Origin of the sequence: Pseudoalteromonas sp. MB47 (assembly GCF_011319765.1) — a bacterium.
GTDB lineage: Bacteria > Pseudomonadota > Gammaproteobacteria > Enterobacterales > Alteromonadaceae > Pseudoalteromonas > Pseudoalteromonas simplex.
Genome location: NZ_VFBD01000008.1, coordinates 353454 through 380452, shown reverse-complemented (window position 1 = coordinate 380452; position 26999 = coordinate 353454). Strand labels below are relative to the sequence as shown.

29 protein-coding genes are annotated in these 26999 nt (G+C 39.8%); 17 read left to right on the top strand and 12 right to left on the bottom strand.

The genetic code is table 11. The features are described 5' to 3' along the window. Positions 1-397: 397 nt before the first annotated feature. From IMPJCBKJ_RS05775 to IMPJCBKJ_RS05765, 3 genes are all read left to right on the top strand, one after another. Positions 398-1144 carry a CPBP family intramembrane glutamic endopeptidase gene (locus IMPJCBKJ_RS05775; protein WP_166339225.1) on the top strand — a complete coding sequence of 249 codons (747 nt, stop codon included), beginning with the start codon at positions 398-400 and terminating at the stop codon, positions 1142-1144. Positions 1145-1239: 95 nt separating this feature from the next. Further along, positions 1240-1962, top strand: coding sequence for a hypothetical protein (locus IMPJCBKJ_RS05770; RefSeq protein ID WP_166339223.1), 723 nt, complete (start codon positions 1240-1242; stop codon positions 1960-1962). 770 nt (positions 1963-2732) lie between these two features. Further along, positions 2733-3317, top strand: a complete 585-nt coding sequence (locus tag IMPJCBKJ_RS05765; protein ID WP_166339221.1) for an ACP phosphodiesterase — start codon at positions 2733-2735, stop codon at positions 3315-3317. A gap of 729 nt (positions 3318-4046) precedes the next feature. On the opposite strand, the gene IMPJCBKJ_RS05760 is transcribed toward IMPJCBKJ_RS05765, so the two are convergent. Together IMPJCBKJ_RS05760 and IMPJCBKJ_RS05755 are read right to left on the bottom strand one after the other, a co-directional pair. Next, positions 4047-4355, bottom strand: a complete 309-nt coding sequence (locus IMPJCBKJ_RS05760) for a hypothetical protein (protein WP_058585610.1) — start codon at positions 4353-4355, stop codon at positions 4047-4049. Positions 4356-4398: 43 nt separating this feature from the next. After that, on the bottom strand, positions 4399-5346 hold the full coding sequence (locus tag IMPJCBKJ_RS05755) for a helix-turn-helix domain-containing protein (RefSeq protein ID WP_054551919.1): 948 nt from the start codon (positions 5344-5346) through the stop codon (positions 4399-4401). 119 nt (positions 5347-5465) lie between these two features. On the opposite strand from IMPJCBKJ_RS05755, the gene IMPJCBKJ_RS05750 reads away from it, so the two are divergent. Beyond that, complete coding sequence (locus IMPJCBKJ_RS05750; RefSeq protein WP_166339219.1) at positions 5466-6002, top strand: isochorismatase family protein; 537 nt, start codon at positions 5466-5468, stop codon at positions 6000-6002. Here IMPJCBKJ_RS05750 and IMPJCBKJ_RS05745 read toward each other — a convergent pair. After that, positions 5983-6882: a LysR family transcriptional regulator gene (locus IMPJCBKJ_RS05745; protein ID WP_054551917.1), complete on the bottom strand. Its 900-nt coding sequence runs from the start codon at positions 6880-6882 to the stop codon at positions 5983-5985. The two genes, IMPJCBKJ_RS05750 and IMPJCBKJ_RS05745, sit on opposite strands and share 20 nt — an antisense overlap. A 106-nt stretch (positions 6883-6988) precedes the next feature. Here IMPJCBKJ_RS05745 and IMPJCBKJ_RS05740 point away from each other — a divergent pair, with 106 nt between their 5' ends. The 3 genes from IMPJCBKJ_RS05740 to IMPJCBKJ_RS05730 all read left to right on the top strand — a co-directional run bounded on the left by IMPJCBKJ_RS05740 (position 6989) and on the right by IMPJCBKJ_RS05730 (position 9966). Then, positions 6989-7822 (top strand): type 1 glutamine amidotransferase domain-containing protein, encoded by an 834-nt coding sequence (locus IMPJCBKJ_RS05740; RefSeq protein ID WP_138599868.1) that lies wholly within the window; start codon positions 6989-6991, stop codon positions 7820-7822. A 43-nt stretch (positions 7823-7865) separates the two neighbouring features. Further along, complete coding sequence (locus tag IMPJCBKJ_RS05735; RefSeq protein WP_166339217.1) at positions 7866-9020, top strand: iron-containing alcohol dehydrogenase; 1155 nt, start codon at positions 7866-7868, stop codon at positions 9018-9020. 118 nt (positions 9021-9138) lie between these two features. Continuing rightward, entirely contained in the window at positions 9139-9966 is an 828-nt protein-coding gene (locus tag IMPJCBKJ_RS05730; protein WP_166339215.1) for a hypothetical protein, read from the top strand. A gap of 20 nt (positions 9967-9986) precedes the next feature. On the opposite strand, the gene IMPJCBKJ_RS05725 is transcribed toward IMPJCBKJ_RS05730, so the two are convergent. Further along, on the bottom strand, positions 9987-10460 hold the full coding sequence (locus tag IMPJCBKJ_RS05725; RefSeq protein ID WP_166339213.1) for a YqhA family protein: 474 nt from the start codon (positions 10458-10460) through the stop codon (positions 9987-9989). A 193-nt stretch (positions 10461-10653) separates the two neighbouring features. On the opposite strand from IMPJCBKJ_RS05725, the gene IMPJCBKJ_RS05720 reads away from it, so the two are divergent. Then, positions 10654-11376, top strand: a complete 723-nt coding sequence (locus IMPJCBKJ_RS05720; RefSeq protein ID WP_166339211.1) for a hypothetical protein — start codon at positions 10654-10656, stop codon at positions 11374-11376. A gap of 69 nt (positions 11377-11445) precedes the next feature. On the opposite strand, the gene IMPJCBKJ_RS05715 is transcribed toward IMPJCBKJ_RS05720, so the two are convergent. Next, positions 11446-12114, bottom strand: coding sequence for a DUF1826 domain-containing protein (locus IMPJCBKJ_RS05715; RefSeq protein WP_166339209.1), 669 nt, complete (start codon positions 12112-12114; stop codon positions 11446-11448). Further along, positions 12114-13310, bottom strand: coding sequence for a zinc metallochaperone GTPase ZigA (gene zigA, locus IMPJCBKJ_RS05710; RefSeq protein WP_166339207.1), 1197 nt, complete (start codon positions 13308-13310; stop codon positions 12114-12116). Before zigA ends, IMPJCBKJ_RS05715 begins: the two co-directional genes overlap by 1 nt. A 172-nt stretch (positions 13311-13482) precedes the next feature. Here zigA and IMPJCBKJ_RS05705 point away from each other — a divergent pair, with 172 nt between their 5' ends. Both IMPJCBKJ_RS05705 and IMPJCBKJ_RS05700 read left to right on the top strand, forming a co-directional pair. Then, positions 13483-14478, top strand: a complete 996-nt coding sequence (locus tag IMPJCBKJ_RS05705) for a kelch repeat-containing protein (protein WP_166339205.1) — start codon at positions 13483-13485, stop codon at positions 14476-14478. A 90-nt stretch (positions 14479-14568) separates the two neighbouring features. Further along, a complete protein-coding gene (locus IMPJCBKJ_RS05700; RefSeq protein WP_138599876.1) occupies positions 14569-15570 on the top strand; it encodes a family 43 glycosylhydrolase in 1002 nt (333 codons plus the stop codon). 66 nt (positions 15571-15636) lie between these two features. On the opposite strand, the gene IMPJCBKJ_RS05695 is transcribed toward IMPJCBKJ_RS05700, so the two are convergent. Next, complete coding sequence (locus IMPJCBKJ_RS05695) at positions 15637-16449, bottom strand: DUF2306 domain-containing protein (RefSeq protein ID WP_240921001.1); 813 nt, start codon at positions 16447-16449, stop codon at positions 15637-15639. 224 nt (positions 16450-16673) lie between these two features. Here IMPJCBKJ_RS05695 and IMPJCBKJ_RS05690 point away from each other — a divergent pair, with 224 nt between their 5' ends. Further along, positions 16674-17810 (top strand): AraC family transcriptional regulator, encoded by a 1137-nt coding sequence (locus tag IMPJCBKJ_RS05690; RefSeq protein WP_240921000.1) that lies wholly within the window; start codon positions 16674-16676, stop codon positions 17808-17810. Positions 17811-17813: 3 nt separating this feature from the next. Here the strand turns inward: IMPJCBKJ_RS05690 and IMPJCBKJ_RS05685 are convergent, their stop codons facing one another. Further along, positions 17814-19541, bottom strand: coding sequence for a response regulator (locus IMPJCBKJ_RS05685; protein ID WP_166339203.1), 1728 nt, complete (start codon positions 19539-19541; stop codon positions 17814-17816). 1 nt (position 19542) lies between these two features. After that, a complete protein-coding gene (locus IMPJCBKJ_RS05680) occupies positions 19543-20082 on the bottom strand; it encodes a heme NO-binding domain-containing protein (protein ID WP_166339201.1) in 540 nt (179 codons plus the stop codon). Positions 20083-20358: 276 nt separating this feature from the next. Between IMPJCBKJ_RS05680 and IMPJCBKJ_RS05675 the strand changes: the two genes are divergently transcribed. Beyond that, a complete protein-coding gene (locus IMPJCBKJ_RS05675) occupies positions 20359-21945 on the top strand; it encodes an RICIN domain-containing protein (RefSeq protein WP_166339199.1) in 1587 nt (528 codons plus the stop codon). Between the two features lie 57 nt (positions 21946-22002). On the opposite strand, the gene IMPJCBKJ_RS05670 is transcribed toward IMPJCBKJ_RS05675, so the two are convergent. Continuing rightward, the gene (locus IMPJCBKJ_RS05670; RefSeq protein WP_166339197.1) at positions 22003-23151 is read right to left on the bottom strand and encodes a hypothetical protein; all 1149 of its coding nucleotides are present in this window, start codon (positions 23149-23151) and stop codon (positions 22003-22005) included. 264 nt (positions 23152-23415) lie between these two features. Between IMPJCBKJ_RS05670 and IMPJCBKJ_RS05665 the strand changes: the two genes are divergently transcribed. From IMPJCBKJ_RS05665 to IMPJCBKJ_RS05655, 3 genes are read left to right on the top strand one after another with little or no spacing between them, the layout of a single operon-like run. Next, positions 23416-24270, top strand: coding sequence for an alpha/beta fold hydrolase (locus tag IMPJCBKJ_RS05665; protein WP_206004102.1), 855 nt, complete (start codon positions 23416-23418; stop codon positions 24268-24270). After that, positions 24267-24824 (top strand): DUF2975 domain-containing protein, encoded by a 558-nt coding sequence (locus IMPJCBKJ_RS05660; RefSeq protein WP_166339193.1) that lies wholly within the window; start codon positions 24267-24269, stop codon positions 24822-24824. The genes IMPJCBKJ_RS05665 and IMPJCBKJ_RS05660 overlap by 4 nt, the downstream gene beginning before the upstream one ends. Then, positions 24824-25030, top strand: a complete 207-nt coding sequence (locus IMPJCBKJ_RS05655; protein ID WP_054551900.1) for a helix-turn-helix transcriptional regulator — start codon at positions 24824-24826, stop codon at positions 25028-25030. The genes IMPJCBKJ_RS05660 and IMPJCBKJ_RS05655 overlap by 1 nt, the downstream gene beginning before the upstream one ends. Here the strand turns inward: IMPJCBKJ_RS05655 and IMPJCBKJ_RS05650 are convergent. Continuing rightward, entirely contained in the window at positions 25027-25797 is a 771-nt protein-coding gene (locus IMPJCBKJ_RS05650; RefSeq protein WP_166339191.1) for an AraC family transcriptional regulator, read from the bottom strand. The genes IMPJCBKJ_RS05655 and IMPJCBKJ_RS05650 overlap by 4 nt on opposite strands. Continuing rightward, on the bottom strand, positions 25790-26236 hold the full coding sequence (locus IMPJCBKJ_RS05645; protein WP_138599883.1) for a carboxymuconolactone decarboxylase family protein: 447 nt from the start codon (positions 26234-26236) through the stop codon (positions 25790-25792). Before IMPJCBKJ_RS05645 ends, IMPJCBKJ_RS05650 begins: the two co-directional genes overlap by 8 nt. 157 nt (positions 26237-26393) lie before the next feature. Here IMPJCBKJ_RS05645 and IMPJCBKJ_RS05640 point away from each other — a divergent pair, with 157 nt between their 5' ends. Next, the gene (locus IMPJCBKJ_RS05640; RefSeq protein WP_054551897.1) at positions 26394-26642 is read left to right on the top strand and encodes a hypothetical protein; all 249 of its coding nucleotides are present in this window, start codon (positions 26394-26396) and stop codon (positions 26640-26642) included. A gap of 91 nt (positions 26643-26733) precedes the next feature. Beyond that, complete coding sequence (locus IMPJCBKJ_RS05635) at positions 26734-26961, top strand: hypothetical protein (protein ID WP_054551896.1); 228 nt, start codon at positions 26734-26736, stop codon at positions 26959-26961. The last annotated feature ends 38 nt before the right edge of the window (positions 26962-26999 follow it).

Genomic DNA, 26999 nt, shown 5'->3' with positions numbered 1-26999 from the left:
AAGCGCAGCGTCTCTTATCCTCTTTGTGAATATTATTTTTAAATGCTGTTTTTCTCTGTGTAGCGCGAAGTGCCTCAGTGTACTTTGTGGTTCAATATTTTTTTTCACAAAGAGAAAAGAATGAGAAGTAAATGAGATAGACCAAAAGAGTATTTTGTTTTTTCCTCTAAAGCGCAGCGTCTCTTATCCTCTTTGTGAATATTATTTTTAAATGCTGTTTTTCTCTGTGTAGCGCGAAGTGCCTCGGTGCTCTCTGTGGTTCATATACTTTGAAAATAAAAATATGCTCAATGTGAATTTGAACTCAAACAAATATCTGTTTAATAGGTTGTTTTTGTGTTTATCATAGAAATTAAACAATAATAAAGTTTGAGCTTTATGCTCACCAAGGACGGTTATGCCAGATATGTATTTTGGAATATTCGCCAATTTAGGCGTGGTTCTATTACTCGTTTTAATTTTAAAAGCATTCAGTAAAGTAACTATAAACTTAACTTGGCTGCTTGCTACTCTGTTAATTCTATTTTGTTATTTCTTAGCTTTATTCAAAGGTAAAGAGTTCATTTCCTTAGATTTACTCTTTACAGATCTCAAATGGAATTGGTCAGGTAAAATTGTCGCTATTACTCTTTGGGCTTTGGTATTGGCTTTATTAGCAGCTTTTAAAAGTGACTTTAAAATCAAGGACGCTGGTTTTACTCTTAGACAAAATGAAGGCTCTATTAAGCCTGCACTCGTTGTTTTAACCCTGTTTGTTGCGTTGCAGATTATTGTAACGCTTAGCCTTGGTAACGGACCAAATTTCGATTTTGAAACGCTACTCTATCAAGCTCTTATTCCTGGGTTAGATGAAGAACCAATGTTTAGAGGGGTTTTATTATTTTGTTTTTCGTTGGCTGTTGTTTCATCGCGCATTAACTTTTTTGGCTCGCCAATAAACATTGCAGGGTTACTTTTGGTTTTATTATTTGGTCTAGTTCATGGGGTTATGCATATAGATGGTGAGTGGCATTTGTCTGCATTCAGAATCGTACTAACTGGGAGTTATGGATTTATTTTGCTGTGGTTAAGAGAGCGTACTGGTAGCCTTGTTTTTCCAATTGTAGCGCACAATATGGTTAATTTTGTTGGGCAGTTAGTTTAGTACATGAAGGTAAAGTAAATATACTATCAAGTACATAGGTTGGCTTAATAGGAAAGTAATGGCAAAATTGTGTTTTAAAAATGGAAACTTAAATAATGGATTATAATCAGCTATTTTCGAAGCACTCCCTAGATTTAAACCTGAGCGACCGAGTTTGGTTTAGATATTCAACTTTCTATGAAAAGACAGTTTTACAAGCAGACTCTAATACAAAACTAACGTCGCTACCGGGCCTAGCTGTGCTGTCGGGCGGAGCTGAATTTTTATTTTTCTTTATGACTATCGCTATTGCTGTAATGAGCCTAGTGCTTCAAGAAACGATGCAGCCGATACCTGCTTTTGTAACTTGTGTGAGCTGTTATCTTTGTGTATTTGTTATCAAGCGAATTGTGATTTATAACAAATTTGGATTTGGTCGTAAGTGGGTTATGAGTATATCTAAAGACTCACTCGAAATAGATAGGTTAGCAATAGAGGGTAAAGCTTCAAAAGTTTTGCAAATCGCTAAGGGCGATATCCAAGAAATCATTTTTAATTATACTTTTCACGGTAGAAGTGGTCATATTGTGAACGATAAAACGGCCAATTTACACGCTTGTGAAATTCATAAAAATGATGGCGAGGTTGTAACAATAGATAATATGCGAGTAGGTCTTTTTGATGTGCTGTATCTTTTAAAATTCCACGAGTACCCGCTACTATTCAGAAGTACAACTTCAGGCGGCGCAGGTAATATAGTTATTTTTATTATGCGGTTAATTTCTCTTTCTGCGATCATGTCGGCTCTTGTCATGTTGGCATTTAATTTAAAGTCATAAAGGTGAGTTATTTGTATGGCTATTAGCTGGTAGGTTGGTTAGAGAGGATTTAAACTCAACGTTTGGAGCCATCAGCTTTCAGCTATCTGACGAAAAAGTTAGCGAGATACGAGGTGTAGGAGGCGTTAGAAGATGTTAGATATCAGTCGTTAGAAGTCAGATTAAAACAACAGAGCTGTAAGCTTTAAGCTATAAGTCAGATCAGCCTGCACGCAGTTTCAGTGAAATGCATACCCGTAGGCGTGAAATTTATTTCGCGCGATGCTTATCTAAACCACAGAAGCAAGATGTAGGTCGGGCTTTAGCCCGTCAATGTTAGCGATTATGTGTCGCCATAAATGACGACCTACAGTGCTTGATTCATTAGCTCGTAGGTTGGTTAGAGCGGGGTGAAACTCAACGTTTGGAGCCATCAGCTTTCAGCCGTCAGCTATCAGATTGAAAAGTTAGCGAGATGCGAGGTGCAGGAGGCGTTTTAACGCTGAACAGGTAGCAGCGGATTTACCCCGCGTAATTTACAGTTTTCTCTGTGGTTCAATATTTTTTGCACAAAGAGAAGACAATGAGAAGTGAATGAGTAACCCAACAAAACCATCAATTTTTTAATAATTCCTCTTAAGCGCAGCGTCTCTTTTCCTCTTTGTGAGTATTCAGTGGATTACGCGATATAAAATCGCCGCTACACTCTTGCTAATCCGCAACTCGTGCCCCTAGACCCTTTCACCTGTATTCTTTTACAATGCATAAAATGACTTTTTTTAGAGAATGCGTTGAACTACTTGGCTCACCTTTATTTAGCACAACCAACGGCTGATTCACATTTTGGTAATTTGCTGGGGGATTTTGGTGGGCGTCGGTATTCTGCGCAGTTACCTGATGCGGTTAAAAATGGCCTTGAAAATCATTATTTGGTTGATAGGTTTACTGACTCACATCCTCTTGTAAAAGAGGCTAAGCAGTACTTTTCGCCAGCACGTAAACGCTTTGCAAGTGTCGCCATTGATGTAGCGTTCGATCACTTTCTAATTCAGCATTGGCAGCGGTTTAATGACCAACCATTAGCTGAATTCAAACAGCACAGTTATGGGCTTTTAAATGCTAGGCAAGCCATGATGCCTTCGCGTATGCAGCAAGTTGTGACTAGTATGACCAACAATGATTGGTTTAAAGAGTATGAAACACTCGATGGGATCGGCCTTGCCCTTGATAACATCGCCAAGCGTATTCGCTTTGCCAACAACTTTGCAGGAGCCGCTGACGATATTGCCCGCCACTACCAACAATTAGACGCGGTGTTTTTAGCGTTTTTCCCTAAGCTGGTTGAGCATGTGAAGCAAATGGGAGTGGAAAAGTAAAAGCTTTCAGACATCAGCCGGTAGGTTGGGTAGAACGGAGTGAAACCCAACAAGTTAGCGAGTTACAAGGGTAAAGAGTAAAGGGGAAAGATTGCGAGATACGAGGCGTTCTAACGCCGAACTGGTAGCAACGGGTTTACCCCGCGTAATTTGCGGTTTATCTCTATGTAACGTGAATCGTCTAGGTGCGCTTTGTGGTTCAATATTTTTTGCACAAAGAGAAGGCCATGAGAAGTGAATGAGTAACCCAATAAAACCATCAAATTTGTTCTTAATAATCCCTCTTAAGGGCAGCGTCTCTTATCCTCTTTGTGAGTATTTTCTTGTAATTAAACCCTGCTTTCTCTGTAGCGCGAAGTGCCTCGGTGTACTTTGTGGTTCAATATTTTTTTCACAAAGAGAAAAGAATGAGAAGTAAATGAGATAGACCAAAAGAGTATTTTGTTTTTTCCTCTAAAGCGCAGCGTCTCTTATCCTCTTTGTGAATATTATTTTTAAATGCTGTTTTTCTCTGTGTAGCGCGAAGTGCCTCGCTGTACTTTGTGGTTCAATATTTTTTTGCACAAAGAGAATAGAATGAGAAGTGAATGAGTAACCCAATAAAACCATCAAATTTGTTTTTAATAATCCCTCTTAAGGGCAGCGTCTCTTATCCTCTTTGTGAGTATTAAGAGAACTACGCGGTATAAAATAGCGGCTACACTCTTGCTAACTCGCAACTCACCTCATTTAATCGTCTGGGCCTTTTAGGGTAAACACTAAATGCCTGCGCATGTCTTTTAAAATCACGCCTTTTTTCAGCATTGCGCCACTTAGGCGTTTTTGCCATTTTAATAGCTCTGGTGTTGCTGCATCGAGTGATTGCTGGTTTTCAAATTGAAAACATAATAGCAATGAGCCTGGGAATAAGTGGTATTCCACATCAAACCAGCATTGCAACATGCCTTCAAGTTCTGCGCGACCTTGCTCTTCAAGGGCATCGGCAACATTTAATACAAGGGCTTGCTGTTTTAATTGTACTTTAGAAAGCTTTTTCATTTAAAAACCAAAATCGAGTCGAAAAACTAATTATACCTAAGCTTCATGCTTGGCGGAATGCATTACGCCAGTCTCGCGGTGATAAACCAAACTGAGAACGAAAATGATGGCGTAAAGTAACAGATGAGCCAAAGCCGCATTGCTCGGCTAAATGTTCTAGAGGTAAATCAGTTGACTCAAGAAGTCGCTGCGCGTGGTTTAAACGTTGATTTAACAGCCACTGCCCAACGCTCTGTCCAGTAAGCGATTGAAAGTGGCGGGTAAAGGTGCGTCGGCTCATGTGCATTTGCTCTGCGAGTGTATCAATCGTATGGTTGCTAGCTAAGTTTTTTTGCATCTGTTCAAGCAAGCTTGCTAAACGCTCATCAGCAACATTTTGCGGGACGGGTAGGGCAATAAATTGTGTTTGCCCCCCAGTGCGATACGGCGCAGTTACCATCATTCTGGCAATAGCATTAGTTTGCTCGCTTCCTAAAAATTTGCGAACTAAATATAAGCAACAATCAATGGCTGCCGCTGTTCCTGCCGATGTATATAGCCGATTATGTTCAAGGTAAAGCACTTGATTGTTAAGCTTCACTTTTGCAAAGCGTGCTTTGAAGTCATCGCTGTATGCCCAGTGGGTGGTTGCTTCAATATTATCTAAAAGCCCAATGTGCGCTAACGCATAAGCGCCTAAGCAGAGCCCTACAATTATAGCGCCACGGCTATGCGCGTTTAGCAAACTGGTTGCTAATTCTTTAGAGGGGGCTGTTTCAGGTGATGGCCAAGACGGAATAATTATAATATCTGCCTGATCAAACTTTGTTATTGAGTGATGCGCTTGAATATCAAACCCCGCGCTTGAGGGCATTACAGCTTTACTTTCGCTGCACACCGCTAAGTTAAATTCTTTGATACCAGCTGAGCGAGCGCCTTCACCAAACACCATACATGGTACTGCAAGATGAAATGGACTGATATTTGGAAATGCGAATACTGCAACATTCATGGTAAAGCCTTATCAAACACTTTGGCCCAATATTATCGATAAATGATGTTTGGGTCACTGTTTGATACATTAAAAATTCAGCAAACTAGGCGTCAATACAATGAAAAAGGGTTTATACAATGACAAACACAGCATTACTAATTATCGACTTACAGAGTGATTACTTTGAGGATGGCGCGTTTCCTTTATGGCAGGCTAAACAAGTAAAAGATCAGCTCGTCGATGTGATAAAACAAGCCACAGAGCGCGGGGTTTTACCTATTCATATTCAGCATGTTGCTGATCCTTCTCAGGGTTTAGCGCCATTTTTTAATGAAGGTACAGAAGGTGTTGATATTCATCCTGATATTTTAAATGCAGCACCAGAAGCCCCTGTGGTTGTAAAACACTATGCAGACAGCTTTCATCAAACTAATTTAGAAGATGTTTTAAAGCAGCATGGTATTAAAAAACTTTTGATCGCAGGTATGATGACGCAAAACTGTGTAACTCATACAGCTATCTCAGAGCAAGCTAAAGAGTACGATGTGGCAGTTTTAACAGATGTGTGTACCACAGTATCTGAAATGCTACATTTAATCGCACTAAATGCGCTTGCCCCACGAGTAAAACTGCTAGACGCAAAGCAAGCCTTGCTTAGTTTGCAAAGTAATTAATATTTGCAAAGGCCGAAATAACATCTTTGGCAAATGCAATACGGGGGTGTTTTAATGCCCCTTTGTTCCAAACTAAGTAAATTATGTTTTCTGGGCCTTCGGGCCCTAGTTGCACAAGCTCCCCGGCTTTTATCTGATCGCGACAAAGGTAATCGGGTAATACAGAATAACCAATACCTGAACGAATAATATTGCTAATAGCACGTATATCTGGGCAAATAGCAATGACGTTTGAGTGGCATTTTGCGTTGAATACAGCTTCAAAGTATTGTCTTATCAAAGGCAGTTCTTCATCATAAGCAACGACATTGTAGCTTGAGAGTAAATCTGCGGTAATGGCGCTGTCTTTGATTTCTCGGCCATGTAAACGGTTCATCACCAAAATGAGCTTTTCTTTGTCGAGCACAAGGCTATCAAATAGTGCTGGATCAGGCGCTGATGCGGCAATAGCAATATCTGCAGTACCTGATTGCAAGGCATCAAAAATTCTCACTTTATTACCAATATGCAGAACAAGATTTACATTGCCAGATTGCAGTAAGTTGGCAATTTGTGGCCCCGATACACTACTAATATATTCGGCAGGTCCTGCAATATTAACAGTGCCATGTGCGGCATCAGAACGTGCCCGTATCGACATGATTTTTTGCTCTAATATATCGATATGACCAGAAACCTGCAGCGCTAAATCATGTGCTGCTGCAGTGGGGGTAACACCGCGGGCTTTGCGCTCAAATAAAGATTTACCAACTACAGTTTCCATTGCTTGAATATGAGAAGTCACCGAAGGCTGAGATAAGCCTAAATTAGCCGCAGCCTTCGTAATATTTTTACAACGATAAACTTCAACAAAGGTTTTTAATTGCGTGAGATAAGACATGTAACTGTACGAGCCATAAATATTCTGATTGCTCCTCTTAATTTATCCGAATTCTACTCGCCCCGCAAACCCACTATGATGGCTTCACTTTCTAAGAGGATGAGTTATGAAAAAGATATTACAGCGACTAACGCTTGTTGCTGCATCAACTATGTCGATGTTTGCAGTGGCGGGTGAAGGCGAAGTGTTGGTTATTTTATCAAGTGAAACAACTATGGATTTAGCTGACGGCCAGAGCATTGAAACAGGCTACTACCTAAATGAGTTTGGTGTGCCTGCAAAAGCATTAGTTGATGCGGGTTATGAGCTTGTACTTGCAACACCTAAAGGTAATGCGCCTCAAGTAGATAAAAAATCAGTGAGCACCGATTACTTTGATGGTGATGAAGCTAAAATGCAGAGCATTCAGCGTTTTGTAGCATCACTTCCTGATATCAATGATACCGCGAGTTTGAGCGAAATTTTAGCGGGTGACTTAAGCCAATATGAGGCTGTGTTTATCCCTGGAGGCCATGCACCTTTAATTGATTTAGCAAACAACCCAGAAGTGGGTGAAATTTTGCGTCATTTTAATAAGCAAGGTAAACCAACAGCGGCAATTTGCCATGGCCCAATTACCTTGTTGTCGGCTCAAGTTCAGCCAAATTCTTATTATCAAGCGATAAAAGATGGCGAAAAAGCATCAGCCAATAACTGGATTTATGACGGCTATAAAATGACTATTTTTTCAGACCCTGAAGAGCGTGTTTTTGAAAGCAGTTTAGAAGGTAAAAAGCTTAAGTTCTATCCTGCTATGGCAATGGAAAACGCCGGTGGAAATATGGCATTCGCTAGTGAGTGGCAGCCAAACGTGGTTGTTGACCGCGAACTCATTACGGGGCAAAACCCGTTTTCAGATAAATTATTAGCAGAAAAGCTTTTAGAAATGTTAGCTAAGTAAATTAGCTAACTAGCAATTTAAACCTAATTTAAGGGGCATTTAAATGTTGAACTTTATTTATAAAAATCAAACCGAAATTTTGTTTGGTAAAGGTCAAATGAGTGAGATCACGTCACGTTTACCAGAAAACGCTAAAGTACTATTACTTTTTGGTGGTGGCTCAATAAAGAAAAATGGCGTATACGACCAAGCAATGAGTGCGTTAGCCGATGTTGATGTTATAGAGTTTGGTGGTGTTGAGCCTAACCCAACATACGAAACACTGATGCAAGCTGTGGCAAGTGCTAAAGAGCATAATGTTAACTTTATTTTAGCTGTTGGCGGTGGCAGTGTTATTGATGGCGCTAAGTTTGTTGCAGCAGCTTATAACTTTGCAGGTGAGCCGTGGGATATCCTTGTTAAAGGTGCTGAGTTTAGTAACCCGCTTCCTATTGGTGCAGTATTAACTTTACCTGCAACTGGCTCTGAGAGTAACGGCAACTCAGTGGTTACTAAAAAAGAGACGTCGCAGAAACGTGCTTTTTCATCACCGAGTGTGCAACCAGTTTTTGCAGTACTTGATCCTGAATATACTTTTTCGTTACCAGAGCGCCAAGTAAGTAATGGTGTTGTAGATGCGTTTGTACACGTTATTGAGCAGTACTTAACTTACCCAGTAAATGCGCCATTACAAGACCGCTTTGCAGAAGGTATTTTACAAACCTTGATCAGCGAAGGACCTAAAGCGCTGAGCGAGCCGCAAAACTATGATGTAAGAGCCAATGTTATGTGGTCGGCTACAATGGCACTGAATGGTTTGATTGGTCAGGGTGTACCGCAAGATTGGTCTACACATATGATTGGTCATGAATTAACAGCACTTTATAATCTTGATCACGCACAAACACTAGCGATTGTTTTACCTGCGCTAATGCATGTTCAAAAAGAGCAGAAGTCTATTAAAATTCAGCAGCTTGGTGAGCGAGTGTTTGGTTTTAATTATAGCGATGAAGCTGAACAAATCGATAAAACGATTAAAGCAGTGCAAGACTTCTTCGAAGCAATGGCTGTGAAAACACGCCTTGCTGATTATGACCTTGATGAACAAGCAATCGACGCGGTTGTTAAAAACTTAGAAAAGAATGAGTTAACTACGCTAGGTGAACACGGTGATATTGATTTAGCGAAAGTTAAGCAAATATTAGCGCTTGCACTTTAGGGCTTAAATTTAAAGGCGTAACATAAGCTGTTACGCCTTTTTAAAAAATTGAAGACGTTTAATTCTATTGCATAAGCTAGTAAAATCTAGGCAATAAATTATCGATAAAAATCACACCATGAAACTTACCCATTTATTTTCAAGCGCTTGTTTAGCTTTATCTTGCTTTGTCTATGCAGAACCTGCAAAGTTTTATGCTAATGAAGCATTGCAAAAACAAACGCCAACAGCATACGCGCTCAGTGAATCTAATATTCCTTGGTTAGAGCAAGCACATAAGCAAAGACAACTTGATGCAGAAAAACTGGTCAACGCCTTAAAGCAAAATAAAGCGCTTTATAAAAAGTTAATGAACTGGGAAGCGCTATCGTTTGAGCAGCGAATGGCTTTACTACCAGAGGTGTTTGCAATTGAAATTCAAAGCTTTGCTATTACAGCACCAACCTTGGTGATAAATAACACCTTATTTCCGCAAAGAGCAGTTAATTTTGTGTTTGATGTACGTTACCCAGGTGCAGGATTAGTTTACTTAAATCCAGATAAGCTCAAAGAGATGGAAGTTTATGCGCCATTAGCGTTTTTATTACACGAAACCCGCCATGCATACCAATTTCAGCTAGCCTTTAAAGAGCAAAACTTATTAGCAAAAGGTTACTTAAGTGCATTTAAAACGCAGAGTAACTTATCGGGCGCATCATTTAGTGATTTTTTAACACTACTTAATGAGTACGAGGCGTTTCAATTTGGTAATCAGGTACTTGAACTGCTCACTGATGGTAAGTTTGAATCAGCAATGATGGGCACGTTTGCTAGCCAATTTAATGAACATAACCACTTAAAAATTGATTTGCTCGAACTGGCTAAAGAACCCCAAAAGGGCAGTTTACTTGAGCGGTTTAATGCCGCGATGAAAGAGCAATATAAGCTACGTTACCCTGAAAAATAAACTAGCGTAGCGAGTATTCACTATTTCATTGAGCGCCATGCAAAGGTAGAGGCGGCAACCACAATCGCAATAGAAATACCAAGGTAGAGGGTTTCTATTGTGCCGCCAAACTCAACGGCGTGTTCTAAAAACAGAATCACCAAAATCACAGATGTTACCTGCACTAAAGTAATTTTTAAGTCATGAAAATCTTCGATATGAAAGGCGGCCAAAAACTGGCTGCTTTTTGTTGTTGAGGGCGATATAAATAGCCGGTACAGACTGATGGTAATGACTTGAAGAGTAATACCGATGAGTAATAGGTCGAGAATTTTTAACAGCTCGACAATTAACTCTTTCCCTCCTTTTGCTGAGTCAGGTAGCGCGGTGATGGTGACTTTAACAACATTGAAAACGATATTCACACAGGCAATGTAAACGAGTAACGATGAAATGGCCGTGGTGAGAATCGCGATAATAACTAAAAACCGGCTATTTTGAAAAAGGCGCTCCATATCAACTCACACAAATTAATTTCTTTAATATACGTAGTTTAGCTCGTTTTTGATTAATTACTGAACATATTATATGCCAAGTTAAACCTAACTTATTAGTTCTTTGAGTATTTACTCGTAAGGTCGGGTTGTGTATAAGTTTAAGGAACAATGAAGGTTGTTCTTATTAGGCTTTATTTTAAAAGGGATGTTTATGGGTTCTATGGCTAAGCACTCACTGGAACTGGATTTAAATGATAAAAAATGGTTTCGATATGCAGCCTTTAAAGGAAAATCATCACTAACCGAAGATTCATTAACAGAACTAGAATCTTTGCCAGGCTTAGCGACGTTATCAGGATGGGCCGAAGTGATTTTTGCGCTTATGGTATGTGCGATTTCGTTATCTAGTTTTTATTTAGCAGATGTTGTTAAACCATGGTTGGCTTTTTTAATTTGCCTTACAAGCTTTTTATTGGTGTTTATTACTAAGCGCGTCATGACTTACAAGAAGTATGGCTTTGGTTCTAAATGGGCAATGAGCATAAGCAAGGATGAGCTCAAAATTGATAAATTGACGTTTAAAAAGCACCAAAATCGTCCCATCACAATTGCTAAAAATGAAATCGCAGAGGTGTTATTTCACTATACGATGGATCTAAAACGCAAAAGAAAGTTTGGCGAACCCCGAATTAGATTACCTACTTTGCATGTGTGTGAAATTCACTTAAAAAGTGGTGATACCCATGAAATTGACGGGATGCGGGTAGGGCTTTTTAACGTATTATATTTAATGGTTTTTCATGGCTACCCATTAAGCTTTAAAGGCACTTTTGCTGGTGGTGCAGGGAATGTCTTAATTTTGTTACTAAGGATGTTTGCTCTAACAGCGATTGCAAGTGCGCTTAGTATGCTTTTCATTAATTTAAAGCCATGAGCAGTTGTTGTGTGTTCTTGAATGAAATAGCGCCTATTAAAATTAATAGACGCAACAGGTACGCTCGTATTAAGCAATAAAGTCAAGGGTTACAAGTAGTCGTTTTTCGCCAGCAGCGAGTGCTGGTGAGCGATGCACAAGGCCTTTGCCTTCGTTATCTTGCCAAGTTTCGCCTTTTAATAAGGCTACATCACCCGCATTTAGAGAGTGAATTTTAGCATTTGCTGTCATTAATCCTGATTCTTCATCGCTTAATCCTTGATGACCAGCGCCAAGTTTGGTGCGATCAAGTCCTGCATTTTGCAACCACTGCGAACCACTACCATAATATGTGCTGACTAACCGGCAAGGGACTTTATCAACATGAAAACGTGGGCACATGGCACGTTCAAGAACTCTTAAACGTAATCCGGTTCGCTTTAACTCAAATAAATAACAAAACATATCAACAAGCTGAGCGAGGTCGGCTTTAAGCTCTTTTGCTTGAGGTAGTTTTTCAAGGGCTTTATCAATGTCAGCCACAATGCTGTTTTGATTGATCACAGCGTTAATGCTGAGTTCTGGGTTGGCTGTAATACTCTCAGCTACTTCTGATTGCAGCTGTTCAGCTAAGTTACGCTGCCAAATTGCAATGTTATGCTCAGGTTTATAAATTTGTGAAAACACCACAGGGCTTAACGCTGTTGCTGCCGCTGATGGTAGGTTATCAGTGTCATGTTCTAATGCGTAGGCTGTCATTATGCTTCCTCCCAGACAGGAAATGGATCGGGCAGGGTTTGCCAAAGCGCTTTGCCTGCTAATAGTTCATCGTCGCTAAGTAAGCAGTTATCGAGAGCTTGAATGATCGCTGCTTGATTGAGGTTTTGACCAATAAAAACCAGCTCTTGGCGCATATCACCAAAGGGCTCTTGCCATACTTGGTTAATTGAATCTAAGTAGTCGCTATCTGTTGGCCACTGATCTTTCGGTAAGGCTTTCCAAAATACCCCGCCAAAACCATAGCGGGCTATGCCGCCAGCTTGATTCCATTGGCAAGCAAATTGTGGTCGAGAGGCTAACCAAAAGTAGCCTTTGGAACGAAGTAATTTGCCTTCGCGCTGATTGTTATGAATAAAGTTATAAAATTTTTCAGGGTGAAAAGGGCGGCGGGCCCCGTAAGTAAAGCTGCTAATACCGTATTCTTCGGTTTCTGGGGTATGTTCGCCGCGCAGTTCTTTTAGCCAGCCAGGTGCTTGCTGAGCTTTTTCAAAGTTAAACAGGCCCGTGCCCAAAATTGTATTGATATCAACTTGGCCATTTTCAATGGCAATCAGTTCTGCAGAGGTATTTAATGAGTTTAAAATGGCTTTTAAACTCTCAAGTTCATCGGCACTAATTAGGTCTGTTTTACTAATTAAAATGACATCAGCAAACTCAACTTGATCAATAAGTAAGTCGGCTACGCTTCGCTCATCTTCATCACCTAAGTGTTCGTTGGTTTCTTGTAAGAATTTGGCTTCGTTAAAGTCGTTTAAAAAATTAACGGCATCAACGACCGTGACCATGGTATCAAGCCTTGCAACATCAGACAGTGACACGCCATCTTCATCGGCAAAGGTAAATGTTTCGGCAACAGGAAGGGGCTCTGAAATACCGGTTGACTCAATAACCAAATAATCAAATTGGCCTGTTTGCGCTAAAGCGCGTACTTCAATGAGTAAGTCTTCACGCAGTGTGCAGCAAATGCAACCATTGCTCATTTCTACTAGTTTTTCTTCGCCGCGGCTAAGCGAAACATCGTTTTTAACTGTTGCTGCATCGATGTTTATTTCGCTCATATCATTGACGATTACAGCCACTTTTTTGTCTTCACGGTTATTTAAAATATGGCTGAGCACAGTGGTTTTACCTGCACCTAAAAAGCCAGAGAGCACGGTGACGGGAAGTTTGCTCATAGTAGTGACCCTTAATAAGATTAAACAAAATACGTTAAACGTTTTGTTATAATATATCAATTTGATGTCATTTAGGAATAGTAATCGTTGTTCGAGTAAGACTATTTGGCAGTGTACGAATAGGTACAGCTGGCTTAGTCTTTAGCTAATCAACTGCTTATTAAGGATTTATATGCGATTAACCAAACTGTTGCCGCTTTTTATGGCGTGTTTGCCTTATACGTTATCGGCAAAAGAGCTGTTAGCACCAAAGCTCCCTGAGGCTATTCAAGAAATTTACCCAACGGTCATGAATCAACAGATTTGGGTTGCGGGTGGTATCTCTAACGAGCTGCCAGGATCTGCGGGTAAGATGACCGCAAAAGTTCATTTTTGGTCGCCTGAGTATGCAAGTTGGCAATCGGCCCCGAGTTTGCCTGAAGGGCGTCATCACACGTATTTAATCGCAGTAGAAAACAGACTATTTGCTTTTGGAGGTTTTGTTAATAGCCAAGGCCAATGGACCAATAGCCGTGATGTGCTAATGCTAGATAAAGGTGCTAAAGCATGGCAAAAGGTGGCGAGTTTGCCTTTTGCATTAAGCGAAACGGTGGGTGCCGTGCTTAATGGTAAAGTGCATTTAGCTGGCGGTCGCAGCCCAAGCAGTGAGAAAAATGGACAATGGCAACATAGTTTAGATGTGAGTGCGCATTTAGTCTTTGATCCTAATAGCTTCACATTTACAGAAGCGGCTCCTCTACCTTCGGCTAGAAACAGTGCGGCGAGTGCTCAAGTAAACGGTCGTTGGTTTGTGCTAGGTGGCAGAACCGTTGGCGGTGAGCCTATCACTGACATGCTCGAATACTTACCCAATACAAACAGCTGGCAAGCACACGCAGCACTCCCTAAAGCACGAGCAGGGCATGCGGCAGCGGTTATTGATAATGCTATCACTGTGTTTGGCGGTGAACATAGCAAAGGAGTTGATCGTGAGGTTTTTAGCTATGATTTGTCTAAGCAGCAATGGCGCAAATCTTTCGAGTGGCAAACGCCACGCCACGGTTTAGGGGCTGTTACGTTAAACGGCCAAATTTGGCTAGTGGGTGGCGCCACAAAGGTAGGACTTTCTGAAACGAGCCGTGAAGTGAATAATGCAAATGTGCTGCTTGAAGGTATGAAAGGTTTATGATTACTGTCTGTTAAAAATAATGTTATATTTGTATTCTTACCAAAAAGTAATAAAATAATACAAATTAAAATTTAACGATCAGGTTTCAAGATGACATTACAAACAAATAGTCCGTTAGTAGAGCAGCGTGCCGATCCATTTGTGCATAAGCACAGCGATGGTTTTTATTATTTTACCGGTTCTGTACCAACTTATGATCGCATTGAACTTCGTAGGGCTGCTACATTAGAGGGCCTAAAAGACGCTGAAACCTTTGATATTTGGTTCAAACATGACAGCGGCCCGATGAGTCGTCATATCTGGGCACCTGAAATTCATTACCTCGATGGCAAATGGTACATCTACTTTGCAGCCAGTGAAGAAGATGATATCTGGGCATTACGCCCGTATGTGCTTGAGTGTAAAGGTCAAGATCCGTTAAATGATGAATGGGTTGAGCTTGGCATGATGCAAGCGGCTGAGGGCGATGAAAAGTCATTCACTGATTTTTCTCTAGATGCCACTATTTTTGAAAATAACGGTAAGCGTTACTTCTGCTGGGCAGAGAAAACGGGTGGTCAATTTGCTGCATCAAACCTGTATTTAGCTGAGATGGAATCTCCAATTAAGTTAAAAACAGCGCAGTTTATGCTGACGACACCTGATTACGATTGGGAACGTGTCGACTTTTGGGTAAACGAAGGCCCGGCAGTACTTAAAAATAACGGTAAAATCTTCATTGCTTTCTCTGCAAGCGCAACAGGTGCATGTTACTGTATGGGCTATATGGAAGCGGATGAAAACAGCGATTTACTTGATCGTAATTCGTGGACCAAAACACGTATGCCAGTACTTGAAACAAGTGTTGATAAGAAAATTTTTGGTCCAGGTCATAACTGTTTTACAGTAGCTGAAGATGGTGAAACACCACTGTGTATTTACCATGCCCGAGACTATGAGCACGCAGTTGGTGAACCAAGTGTGGTGCCAAAAACAGACACTCGTCCACTTGAAGAGATTGTAAAAGATCCACTTTACGATCCAAACCGCCACGCTCGTGTGATGGAAGTAAAATACGACGAAAATGGTCGTCCGCTATTTGAATTGTATTAATTTATAGTGATTCAAAATTCGCTTACAAAGCCACCTACTCAGGTGGCTTTATTGTATGAGGCTTAGTTAGCTAACAATAGCTGGGTACCAGTTTGCCATAGTCACCCCAAATAAGCCGATTAAGAACACGATTGATATTAGCGTCATCAAACAGGCGGTGCCGATAGTGATAAAGGTAATATTCGTTCGAGCTGCATAGCGGACAAGTTCGGCTATTAAAAGGGGGACTAAGTAAGAGCAAAGGCTAACGGCAAGCACGGCAGGCCCTGTAAATGTAGCGGTATCGACGCCTAAGGTGCCAAATACTAAAAACCATGCAAATATTAATAATCTAAAAAACAACACACCGTTAGCGGCAAGATATAAGCGTATGGCCCATACTTGATGGGCGTTAAAGTTACGAGCCCTTGCGGTTTTAACCGCAAATAGACTTGATACGATAACCACTAAGCCGCCAAACATTGTCAGCGCATGCATTAAGGTATTACCAACGGTGCCCCTTACTATCATTAAATACATGCCAGCAAATGAAATACAGCAAGCTAAAACAACAAATACACGGCCATTATAGCGATGAAATGTTCGGTATTTTGTTCTCAGTTTTTCAATCAGCTGTAAGCTTCCGCCAAGGATCATCACGACAGCAAATAATACATGCACTGCATACATCAAATTCCCCGTTGCATCATTGGCAACATAAGCGGTGTTATTAAGTCGGTTCCAACCAGAAAGACCTGTAGTTAACCCTGTCACTCCATAACCAAGAATGAGGTAAATCACAAAGCAAGTTTGCGCCATTATCAGGCTACTAAACCAAATCTTTTTACTGTATTCGAGCGCCTTTAAAGGCGTGAGTTTGCTATTTTTGTTAAACATCATCAAATCCATTATATTTTTCTAATACCGCAAATATAAAGGGCTAGAGAAGAAACTCTTCTCAAATTCGAAATTTGATCAATAAAATATTGTGATTATTTATGAGAACTCACACAGGGTTTGACACATTCACTAACAAACTCTTTTTGCTATGTTGATTTTGAAAAAGTACACTTATCTGATTGGTAAAAAATTCATCAATCCCCCAATTTAAGGCATGAAGAGTTATGCAAAATACATCCCCTTATTACTTACTCGTTTTCGTTTGTATGGGGCTCATGCTGCTAAATGGCATGAAAAAAGATAAGCAACTTATTCATTATCTGTTTGCTGTATTTTGTGGCTCGCTTTGCATGGTTGGGGTGCAAAAAATTAGTGCGCCCAGTATTGGTGTTTACAGTTATTTAATTGGCTTATTTACCTGCGCAACTTGTAATATGGCTTGGCTTATCTCACGGACTTTATTTCGAGAGCAAAAGCCTATTTCTAAGGTGCATATTGCAGTGGCAACTGCTATTGCGGGGTTAATTATGTTTAACCAGACGTGGCACTATTTGGTGAGTATTGATGTAGAGTTTTTCCCTGATAGCCAATTTATGTGGCGTTTAAAGCAAGGTATGGCCGAAATAACGGTACTGCTCTCTTCAAGTATTCTGGTGTTGTCTTTTTGGGAAGCATTACGGGGTTATAAAGGTAAAACACAAACGCAAAAGTTGCAGGCAAAGATTTTTGCTAGCTGCTACTTCTTAGCTGTATTTAATGCCAGCATTTTGCCTAAATTTTTATTCAGTGAGAGCGAATTTCGACAATTTGAGCCGCTTATAATTACCTCATCTGCATTGTTGATTGTATTTGCCATGCAGCTAGTAATGTTCTTGCAAAAACGTGCCCACAACAGCGTACCTGAAGCTGTTGATAGTGAAGTGCTGAACTCTGAAAAGGTAGTGAAAGCTACCAATCAGGCTGAACAACCTGAAAATAATGAGGTAGAGGCTGAGCTTATTACTGGCATAGAAGCACTCATCAATAAGCAGGTTTATTTGCAAACTAATTTGAAAATTTCTGATTTTGCCCAAGCATTAGCAGTACCTGAGTATAAGATCAGCAGGGCAATTCGTTACCACTTTAAAGCTACAAATTTTAATTTATTTATTAATCAGTACCGAATACAGCATGCGCAAGGGTTGTTACTAAAAGACGAAGCAAGTCATTGGAGTATACTTAGTATTGCAATGGAAAGTGGTTTTTCTTCGCTTGCTACCTTCAACCGTGTTTTTAAAAGCATCGTTGGGGTTAACCCTAACGAGTTTCGTAAGCAGAATAACTCAATAGGTGAACAAAAAATCATAGAGCTTACCGACTAAAAGTTACAGAGGCTTTTGCGTTAAATGCTCAGCAATGACCTCAAACATGGTTTGTACTTCTATTGGCTTGGCGATGTAGCCTTGCATGCCAGATTCTTTTGCTTTAGTTAGGTCGGCTTCCATGGTGTTGGCGGTCATGGCGATGATTGGAATATGCGCAAACTTTGATTGCTGTTTAATTTTATTCGCGGCGGTATAACCATCCATTCTCGGCATTTGACAGTCCATTAAAATGCAATCGAAAGTGTTTTTCTCAACAGCTTCAATCGCTGCAATGCCGTCTTCAGCGATATCAACAATAAACCCATTTGAACGCAATATTTGCGATGCGACTTGTTGGTTTAGCGGGTTGTCTTCAACGAGAAGTATTTTTGAGCCCGCGAGCGTTTTAAAACAGGTGTTATCTACTTTGTTTTCCTTTTTAGTAGCGATCCCCATCACATGCTCAAGGGTTTTCAACAGGTTCCCCTTTATAATCGGCTTTAAAAGTATTTCTTCAACGGTTTTATCTAGCGTACTTAGCGTGTCTTTAACTTGTTGGTTTTCAAAAGATGCGAGAATAATGGTTTTTTTAATGTCGATAGAAAGCTGTTTTTTGAGGTTTTCTAAAATGTTATTTTGTTCACAGTTTAAAACGTGCCAATCTAAAAAAATAAAGTCGTAACTATGGCTAATATCGACCTCAGAGAGTTTTTCATCCATGCAATCAATAGTTTTTACATTGATGCTTAATGTGTTGAGCATGCTTTGGAGAATAGCTTCAGGTTGGCCGCTTTGCTCAATAATAAGAGCTCGCTTATGTTTGAAAATGTTTGTGTCGTGGCAGCTTTGCATACCCGATAGCGCAAATGACACATCAAAACTAAAGCAACTCCCTTTGTTTAATTGGCTTTTTACCTCAATGTGACCACCCATAAGCTCGATGATCTTTTTACTGATAACAAGACCTAGACCTGTACCGCCAAACTTACGTGTTGTTGAAACATCGGCTTGTGAAAAAGGCTTAAACACACTATTTACTTGCTCTTGAGACATACCAATGCCTTGGTCAATGACCTGAAATTTAATACAAAGAGAGGTATCGGTTTGTGACTCTTTTGTCATTTTTAGCGTGACATTTTGCTGGTTTGAAAACTTAATAGCATTGCTCAGTAAATTTAACAAAACTTGATTGAGCCTAAGTGCATCACCGATTAAAAATTCAGGAATATCATCGTCAATTTCAAAAATGACTTCGATGTTATTTTTCTCAATTAAGCTACTGGCTAAATTAGCTAGGTTAGCGAGAAAGTTGTTTAGATTAAAATCACTGTTTTCAAGTTCGAGCTTATTGGCTTCTATTTTAGAAAAGTCGAGAATGTCATTGATAATACCAAGCAGTGATTTGGCCGAGAGTTGGATTTTTTCAATGTAATCATATTGTTTGTCGGTTAATTCTGTATCAAGGGCGAGGTGGGCCATGCCTAGAATTGCATTCATTGGCGTACGGATTTCGTGACTCATATTCGCTAAAAACATCGATTTAGCTTGGTTGGCGGCATCGGCTAACTCTTTGGCTTTATTTAAATCCTGGGTGCGAATGATGACTTCTTGTTCTAGATTTTCGGCGGCATGTTTTAGCGTCATATTGGCTTCATATAACTCTAAGGACTTCTGTTCTAAAAGCGCTTCGGCTTCTTTTCGAGCCTGGCGCTCTCGTTCTATTCTACGTTTGTAGAGTTCTTCATCCACATTAAGCTTCTTTTGTTAGAGTAAAAGTGGCAGATTGATAGTTATCCTCAATCTCGCTTTTAACGGTAATAACTTCATTGAAATGTTCGCATGCGCCCTCAAATAAGCCCTCAGCTAGACATGCAAATGGGTTACCAGAGCGATAAAACATTTGCATTTCGTTCTGGCTAATTCGTTTAGTTTCAAAGCTTGGTAATTCAGCGTCGTTGTAGAGCTTTTTAACTTCAATATGTACGTGTTGGTCAATGGTATCAAGGAATTCAAAAGTACTTTCGACACTATCAAAAAAGTGTGGAAATAAAACAAAAAAACGCTTTAACAAATACTTACCATAAGCATGAACTAGTTCATCAACGGGCTTATTTATGTGATTGCTTAATGAGCTGACCAACATTAACAGCTCTTTATTGTCGTAGTTTCCAACGCTGGTGTAAGCGCCGTTTGAAGTAAGTGAGTTTTCTTCAATGATTTTGTCTGCGACCTCATAAGAAAACTCATTTTCGACCATTTCTAAAAACTCGGTAAAGACGATACCTTTCATATAATTGGCCTAATGATTTTTCATACTTAAAGTTTAGATATAAACAAGAGTTTTACAATTTTTATGTGTCAAACTTTAGTATGACTAGCGATAAAATCAGCTATTAAGTTTTTTGCTTTAAATAACACAGACTTTGTCGGGAGTTGTAGTCATGTAGTTTTCAGATGGTTTATTAGTTTCTTTACAAAAAATAAACATTAATTGTGTTTTTGGGTACATGCAGGTAGTCTATCTTTATAGGTAATTTAATATTATAAATAGTTAAGGAAGATAGTCTTGAAGATTTACAGCTCAACTAAGTTGTTAGTGAAAACATTAATAGTACTTTTGTGCTTTACTCAACATACCTTACAGGCACGAGAATGTAGTGCTATGCCAGAATCTGGCAATGTATACTCTGTAATTAATAGGGGGTCTGGCCTTGCACTTGATGTAAATACCAGTGATTCTAGCTCAGCCCCGAATATTATTAGCTACGAATACTGGGGTGGAAATAACCAAAAGTTTCAGCTTATTCAAGAAGCAGATGGCTATTGGATTATTCGCTCTAAATTTAATAATAAAGTTCTTGATGTGTTGAACTCATCGCAATCAAATGGTGCAAATATAATTGCTTATGATGATTGGCAAGGAGCAAATCAACGTTGGTTGTTAAAAGCATCTTCATCGGGCGGCTTCAATATCGTTAATAAGTTAACCGGTAAATCTTTGACAGTTGCAGGCTCAAATAATACTGCAAATGTTTATCAAAATGATGATGCTGGGATCAGTTCACAAAGATGGTTTATTAATCCAGTAAATGGCGACTGTGGGACTACAGGAACCACTCCTAGTGACTTAATAGGCTTTGCATCTCAAGCAGGCCAAGATGGATTGAGCACAACGACCGGTGGTGGGAATAACACAGCCATCACAGTATATAGCTGTGATGATTTAAGTACGGCGTTGAGTTCTGGCTCTGCTGCGGTTATTCAGGTTCCAGATAACACCGTGATTGATTGTAGAACCGCCAATAGAACGGTGCCAGCTTGCCCACTTGATTGTGGCCAATGGGGTGATTACGGTAAAACTTGGTACAGAATACCTGTTGGTAATCAAAGCTGTAGTGAGTTGGGAAGTAGCTCAAACTCAACCGTGAATGTTACCCGCAATGATAGACGTATTATTGTGCAATCAAATAAAACGCTGCAAGGGTTAGGTAAAAGCTCGAAAATAATTGGTGCCAGCCTCGTTATCAGTAATCAGCGAAATATTATTATTAAGAACATTATGCTTGAGGATATTAACCCTGCGCTTGTTGAAGCTGGTGATGCTATTTCAATAGATGATAGTAGTCATGTATGGGTTGATCACATGGCATTTAATAAAATAAGTGATGGATATATTGATGTAGACAATAGTCAAAACGTTACTTTAAGTTGGAATCGTTTTTACGGGCATAACACGCAAGTTTGCGCTAACCAGCATTGGTATACTCATTTGTTCAGAAACTCTCAAATAACAGCGCATCACAATTTTTGGGATACAGCAGCAGGGAGAAACCCTAAAGTCGATGGCTATAATTCACGCGTGCATATGTTTAATAATTACTGGAAGAACATTACTTACTTCTCAATTAGTGCAGGTAATGGCGCTGAGGTTTTAGTAGAAAACAATTACTTTGAAAATTCAGCAAAACCGCACTGGAATCAAGGCTCGGGTTATTTTAGTGCCTCAGGAAATGTTTACACTGGAAGATCAGCAACTGATCAATATCGTGATAGCGGAGCAGCGGTATTTGGTGATGTTCAACTCTATCCATACCGCTTGGATGATCCAAATTCTTTGGGCAGTAAAGTGAATGGCGGAACAGGCCCACAATAAGAATCAATTGTGAGTTGGAAAAAGCTCAGCTATTACTAAATAGCTGAGCTTAACGTTTTAAATTGCAACTAAGCTTTGCTCCAGCATCGCTTTAATTTGCTTAACAATTTTAGCTTCTGTCTCGGGCTCAAATTGCTGAATACGTGGGGTGTGAATATGCCCTGTAGGGATGTCTGAATTAAGCTCATCACGCAGTCGAATACTACGATACGAAATTTCATTTGATAAGTAGCCGCCACCACCACCTTTGACAGCAATCGCACCTTCTAATTCTTTAAGAGATTGTGGCTCAAATGCTTTTTCAAGCGTAACGACTTTATGATTGTCGTTGATTGGGAATGGCCCTTTGGCTTTTTGCATCTGCTTAACTGGTAAGCTAAAAGTGACAAACTCATTGCCCGGAAGAGGGCGGTCGTTAAGGCTCGAAATTTTCGGTGCAGTGGCTGTGCCGCCATACACAATATTGGCGTTATCGGGCGCCGTTACACTACGGCGTTTACCTGGAAAGCGTTCAAGGTCAAAGTCTTTGCTGCCCATACTAATAGTGGCAATCATATCGACATTGTTAAGTGCGTAATAGGGCGCAAGTAATGATTCGATAATACCTTGATCAAAGTCTTCGTAGCGTACTGGCACCATCACCGTATTGATCTCTGCGCTAATGCCATTGTAATTAATCACTTGGCCATCAAGTAATAATGCCGCAACACCTGATGGGTTACTTTGATTAATATTTCTATCTAATAAGAATGGATCAAAACCTGTAATTAAAATGTGTTTATCGGTTTTTTTACTGTAATCAAGGTCGGTACGGCCTCGGCTGCCATTTTCAAGCATGGTTAATAACGCGGTTTGTTCACTGTCGGTCATTGCAAACTGAGGTTTGCTGGTGCGAATAATCTTGCTTGAAAGTAAACGTGCCCAATACAGCTCTCGGTCGTCGAAGCTGTTGGTTTTAATTATACGCGCTTTGGCATCGCGCCATAATTGTTTGGCGTAATCATCAATAAGGTCACTTGCTTGCTGATAACTGGTGGCAGCTTGCCATTGTTTTTCAAATTGATTTACTTCATCAGAAAAAGCACTCAACACCTTTGGCATGGCTTTGCTGGCTTTTTCAATACGCAGTTCCTCAACGGTTAATTTGGCTGCAAATGCAGTAAATGACGAGGCGATTAAGCTGGTGGCAAGTAAAACTTTTTTCATGATTATCCTATTTAGTTACAGCAGGTTTTGTAGGCTTGAGTTAACTATCCTATGGATAAAAGCTGAGCGCAAATAAAATCGCTCAAAACAGAATTAGAGAAATAATGAATGAACAGAGATAGCGCTTTTGCTCAATACTTTACCTCAAAGGAAGGACTTTAAATGTTCGATATGAGTTAATTTATTATCGTTTTTCGGTAATTTTTGTTTGTTTTTTAACTTTTTCAGTGCCATAGTAGTTTTTTTACTAGAAGGATCGTGAAAATGAAATTTGGTTCTATAGCAATCGTTTCGCTGATTGTGTTGTTATTAACTGGTTGTACGACAATTAAAGTTGAGGAGTCTCACTTTTTGTATCCGGATAAAAAAATAACGATGCAGGAAATACAAAATGTTGATGCGACAGCCAAAAAGCAAGAAGTTACTTTATCCACCGATGAAGGCATCACTCTTAAAGGCACCCTAATTAAAGTTGCAGATGCACGCGCAACAGTTATTTACTTTGGTGGCAACCAGTTTCGCGTTAGTGCCGCAGGCGGGGATCCTGCCAAGCTACTTTTACCTTTTCAGGTAAATATTCTAATGATGGATCATCGCGGTTATGGGCTGAGTTCTGGAGTACCCAGTGTGGCTAACCTAAAAGCTGATGCATTACTGGTGTTTGATTATGTGAAAGGCAGAGCCGATCTAAGTACTTTGCCTGTGGTGATCCATGGTCATTCTTTAGGAAGTATGATCGCAGGTTATGTTGCCAATCAGCGCAACGTCGATGCTCTCGTACTCGAAGGCAGTGTGACAAATGTTGAGCAGATGACAGCAGCACGAATTCCGTGGTTTGCTAAACCGTTTGTTAGTGTTGAATTTAGTGAAGAGATTTATCAAGTTGATAATTTAAAAGTATTACAAGTTTACCAAGCACCGCTATTAATAATCACCGGTGAAAAAGACACACAAACGCCACCTGAGTTAGCGGAAGATTTATATCAACATGCAAAATCTCAGCAAAAGCAGCTTTACATTGCAAAAGGTAAGCATCATTCAAATGCGTTGACAGGTAAGCAGTTAGCGACTCACTATGAGCAACTTTTAAAACAAATAACACTGAGTAAATCGTCATGAAAAAAATAGTGTGGATGAGTACGCTGATCCTAAGCTTACTACTTTTTACGCTTATTAGTTTGTTAGTAACAAGCATTATTGTCCTTTTCAGTGACAGTGATGTGTTAAGTTTTACGCAAAGTAACGGTGCGCATATGTGGATTGGCCTTGAAGTCAGTGGATCTTGGCAAGGAATCGCTCAGACATTGGGTGAGCATGGCTTTGATAGTGTTTTATGGCTGGGTCTTGTGCAATTGCTGCCGTTTTTTCTTATCAATATAATTTTGATTCGGTTATTTCTGCTTTACCGATGTGGATCTTTTTTCACTATTGAAAATATCCAATGTTTTAAATGGTTAGGTGGCGTATTATTAGCGCAATTTGCACTAGTTGTATGCTATCCACCACTACTTATAACTCTTCTTAATTTTGCAACAGGAACTGATATGGGAAGAGTCGTGACGATACAAGATACTGATATTATAGGTTTAGTGGTGGGGTTGATTATTTATGTTATTGGTTGGATTATGGGCCAAGCACAGCAACTACAAGAAGAGCAAGAGTTAGTGATTTAATGGCGATTATTATTGATTTAGATGTTGTGTTAGCTAAGCGAAAAATGAAATCTACAGAATTAGCTGAAGCGATAGGTATTACGCCACAAAACTTATCCGTTCTTAGGGCTGGGCGAGCTAAAGCTGTACGCTTTACAACCTTAGATGCAATTTGTAAGCACTTAGGTTGTCAGCCAGGTGATATTCTGCGTTTTGAAGATGACTAACGCAAAATGAGTTTTGTTTGTTTAGTTTGAGCGTCTTTTAATAACTTGCGGTATTTTGCCGGGGTGACGTGCATTATTGCTTTGAACTCTTTGATTAAATGCGGCTGATCGGTAAAGCCACATTCTACTGCAATATCTGCAAAGCTTTGCTCAGGGTTTTCCTTAATTGCTTGTTTAGCCAGTTTTACTCGGTAAATACGTTCAAAATATTTAGGTGTGACACCACATTGCTCCTTAACCTGCCTTTCAAGCTGACGTTGACTCAGTGGGGCACGCTGATAAGCCGTTTCGAGAGGCGTTAACTCAATTAGATTACGGATTAAATGTTTTGAGTGTTTATTATGTTGATTTAATCTGTGCTGGCTAGTGAAATACGATTTGACCAAGGTCACAAACTTTTCGAGGTTGGCACTCTGTTGCAAGGTTTTTGCTATAGCATTTAATGAGCTCTTTGCGACGATAGGGTGTGCAGAGCGTTCAAGTTCAGGTAATACGGTCGGGTTAAAACGAATACCACAGAACACAGCATTTTCTGAAAAAGTAAGTTTAGAAGCATGTGTAGATGTTTGTTGGAATGCATAAGGGGGGAGCAACTGATGGTCATCAAGCATTAGCTCACCTGCAACAGGAAATATAACACCTGTAGCTCCGTCACAAGCAAGCCATTGCTCCCCTTGAAAATTCGCCTTGGCAAACCAAATAGCTTGAATACTTTGGGCAATATCACCTTTAGGGGTCATCAGTTCTAAGGTAAGGTGGTTACTCATTAAACTCCACTTCAGGTTTAAACATTTTCACAATACGGTTCCAACTATTAATGGCATTAATAGCGATTGTGAGAGCGACTAACCCTTCGTCTGTAAATTCTTTAACTAGCGATTGGTAGAAAGTATCATCAATTGGCTGTGCTTGTGTCAATTTTTCTGACAAAGTTAGCGCAAGTTGTTCTTGGTTAGTGTAAAAGGGCATATCTTTCCAAGCACATAAACCAATAATACGGTTCGTAGTTTCACCATAGTCTTTTGCTTGTTGTGTGTGCATCGCAATACAAAAAGCACATTGATTAAGTTGCGACACTCTTAATTTAATAAGCTCCCATGTTTTTAAGCTGAAAGTCGTTTCGGCAGCCTGTTTTATAAGTTGCTCTTGTTCCATTAGGTGCTTTATTAGCAGTGGTTGTAAAGAAAAATAGTTAGCTCGTTTCATAAATAATCCTTAAATAATATTTTCAACGAGCTTAGTGCTTATGCATTGTTTAATATTGCAAAAAAACGACATTTTATAGAGTTTCTTAGACACGCCAATTAGCACCTTATTTTGAATCCTGCTATGCTACGCGCATTTGCAACACTGAGTATTTGAGATGATTAACGATAACGATGTAATTGAAACATTAGATGAGTTAGAAACGTTTTTACGCCTAGTTGAAAATGGCGGTTTAGGGCTTGAAAACGTAGCCGGAGTTGCACTTGCTACAAACAATAGTGATGGTCGCCCATTTGTTGCGGTGCTTGATGATAGTCATAAGCTGCTACTGGGTCGTTACGTAAGTAATGATGTTTATGAAAACGGTAAAGATATGATCCGTTATGGGACTAAAAAAGCACATTAGCGTTTTTCTTGTTGATAATGAATTGCTATAGTGGCGGCTCGTTTTCATGATTATCTATTAGTTTTAGTTAGTTTTAAAAGGAAGTTTGTTTATGAGGTTTTTAATGTTGGCCTTGGTTGGTTTAGTTTTATCTGGATGCGCAAACTCAGGTAAAGAACAAGCAAGTAACGATGGCTTAATTTGTAAAATGGAAAAACCGACTGGCAGCAATATTGCTACTCGCGTGTGTCGTACACCTGAACAAATTGCTGCTTTGGAAAAAGAAGGTAAGCAAGGGATTCGTGATATTCAAAGAAATAGCACTAATACAATAAAATGAATTAGTGGCTGCAATAAGCTCTATAGTATTTTAGCGTT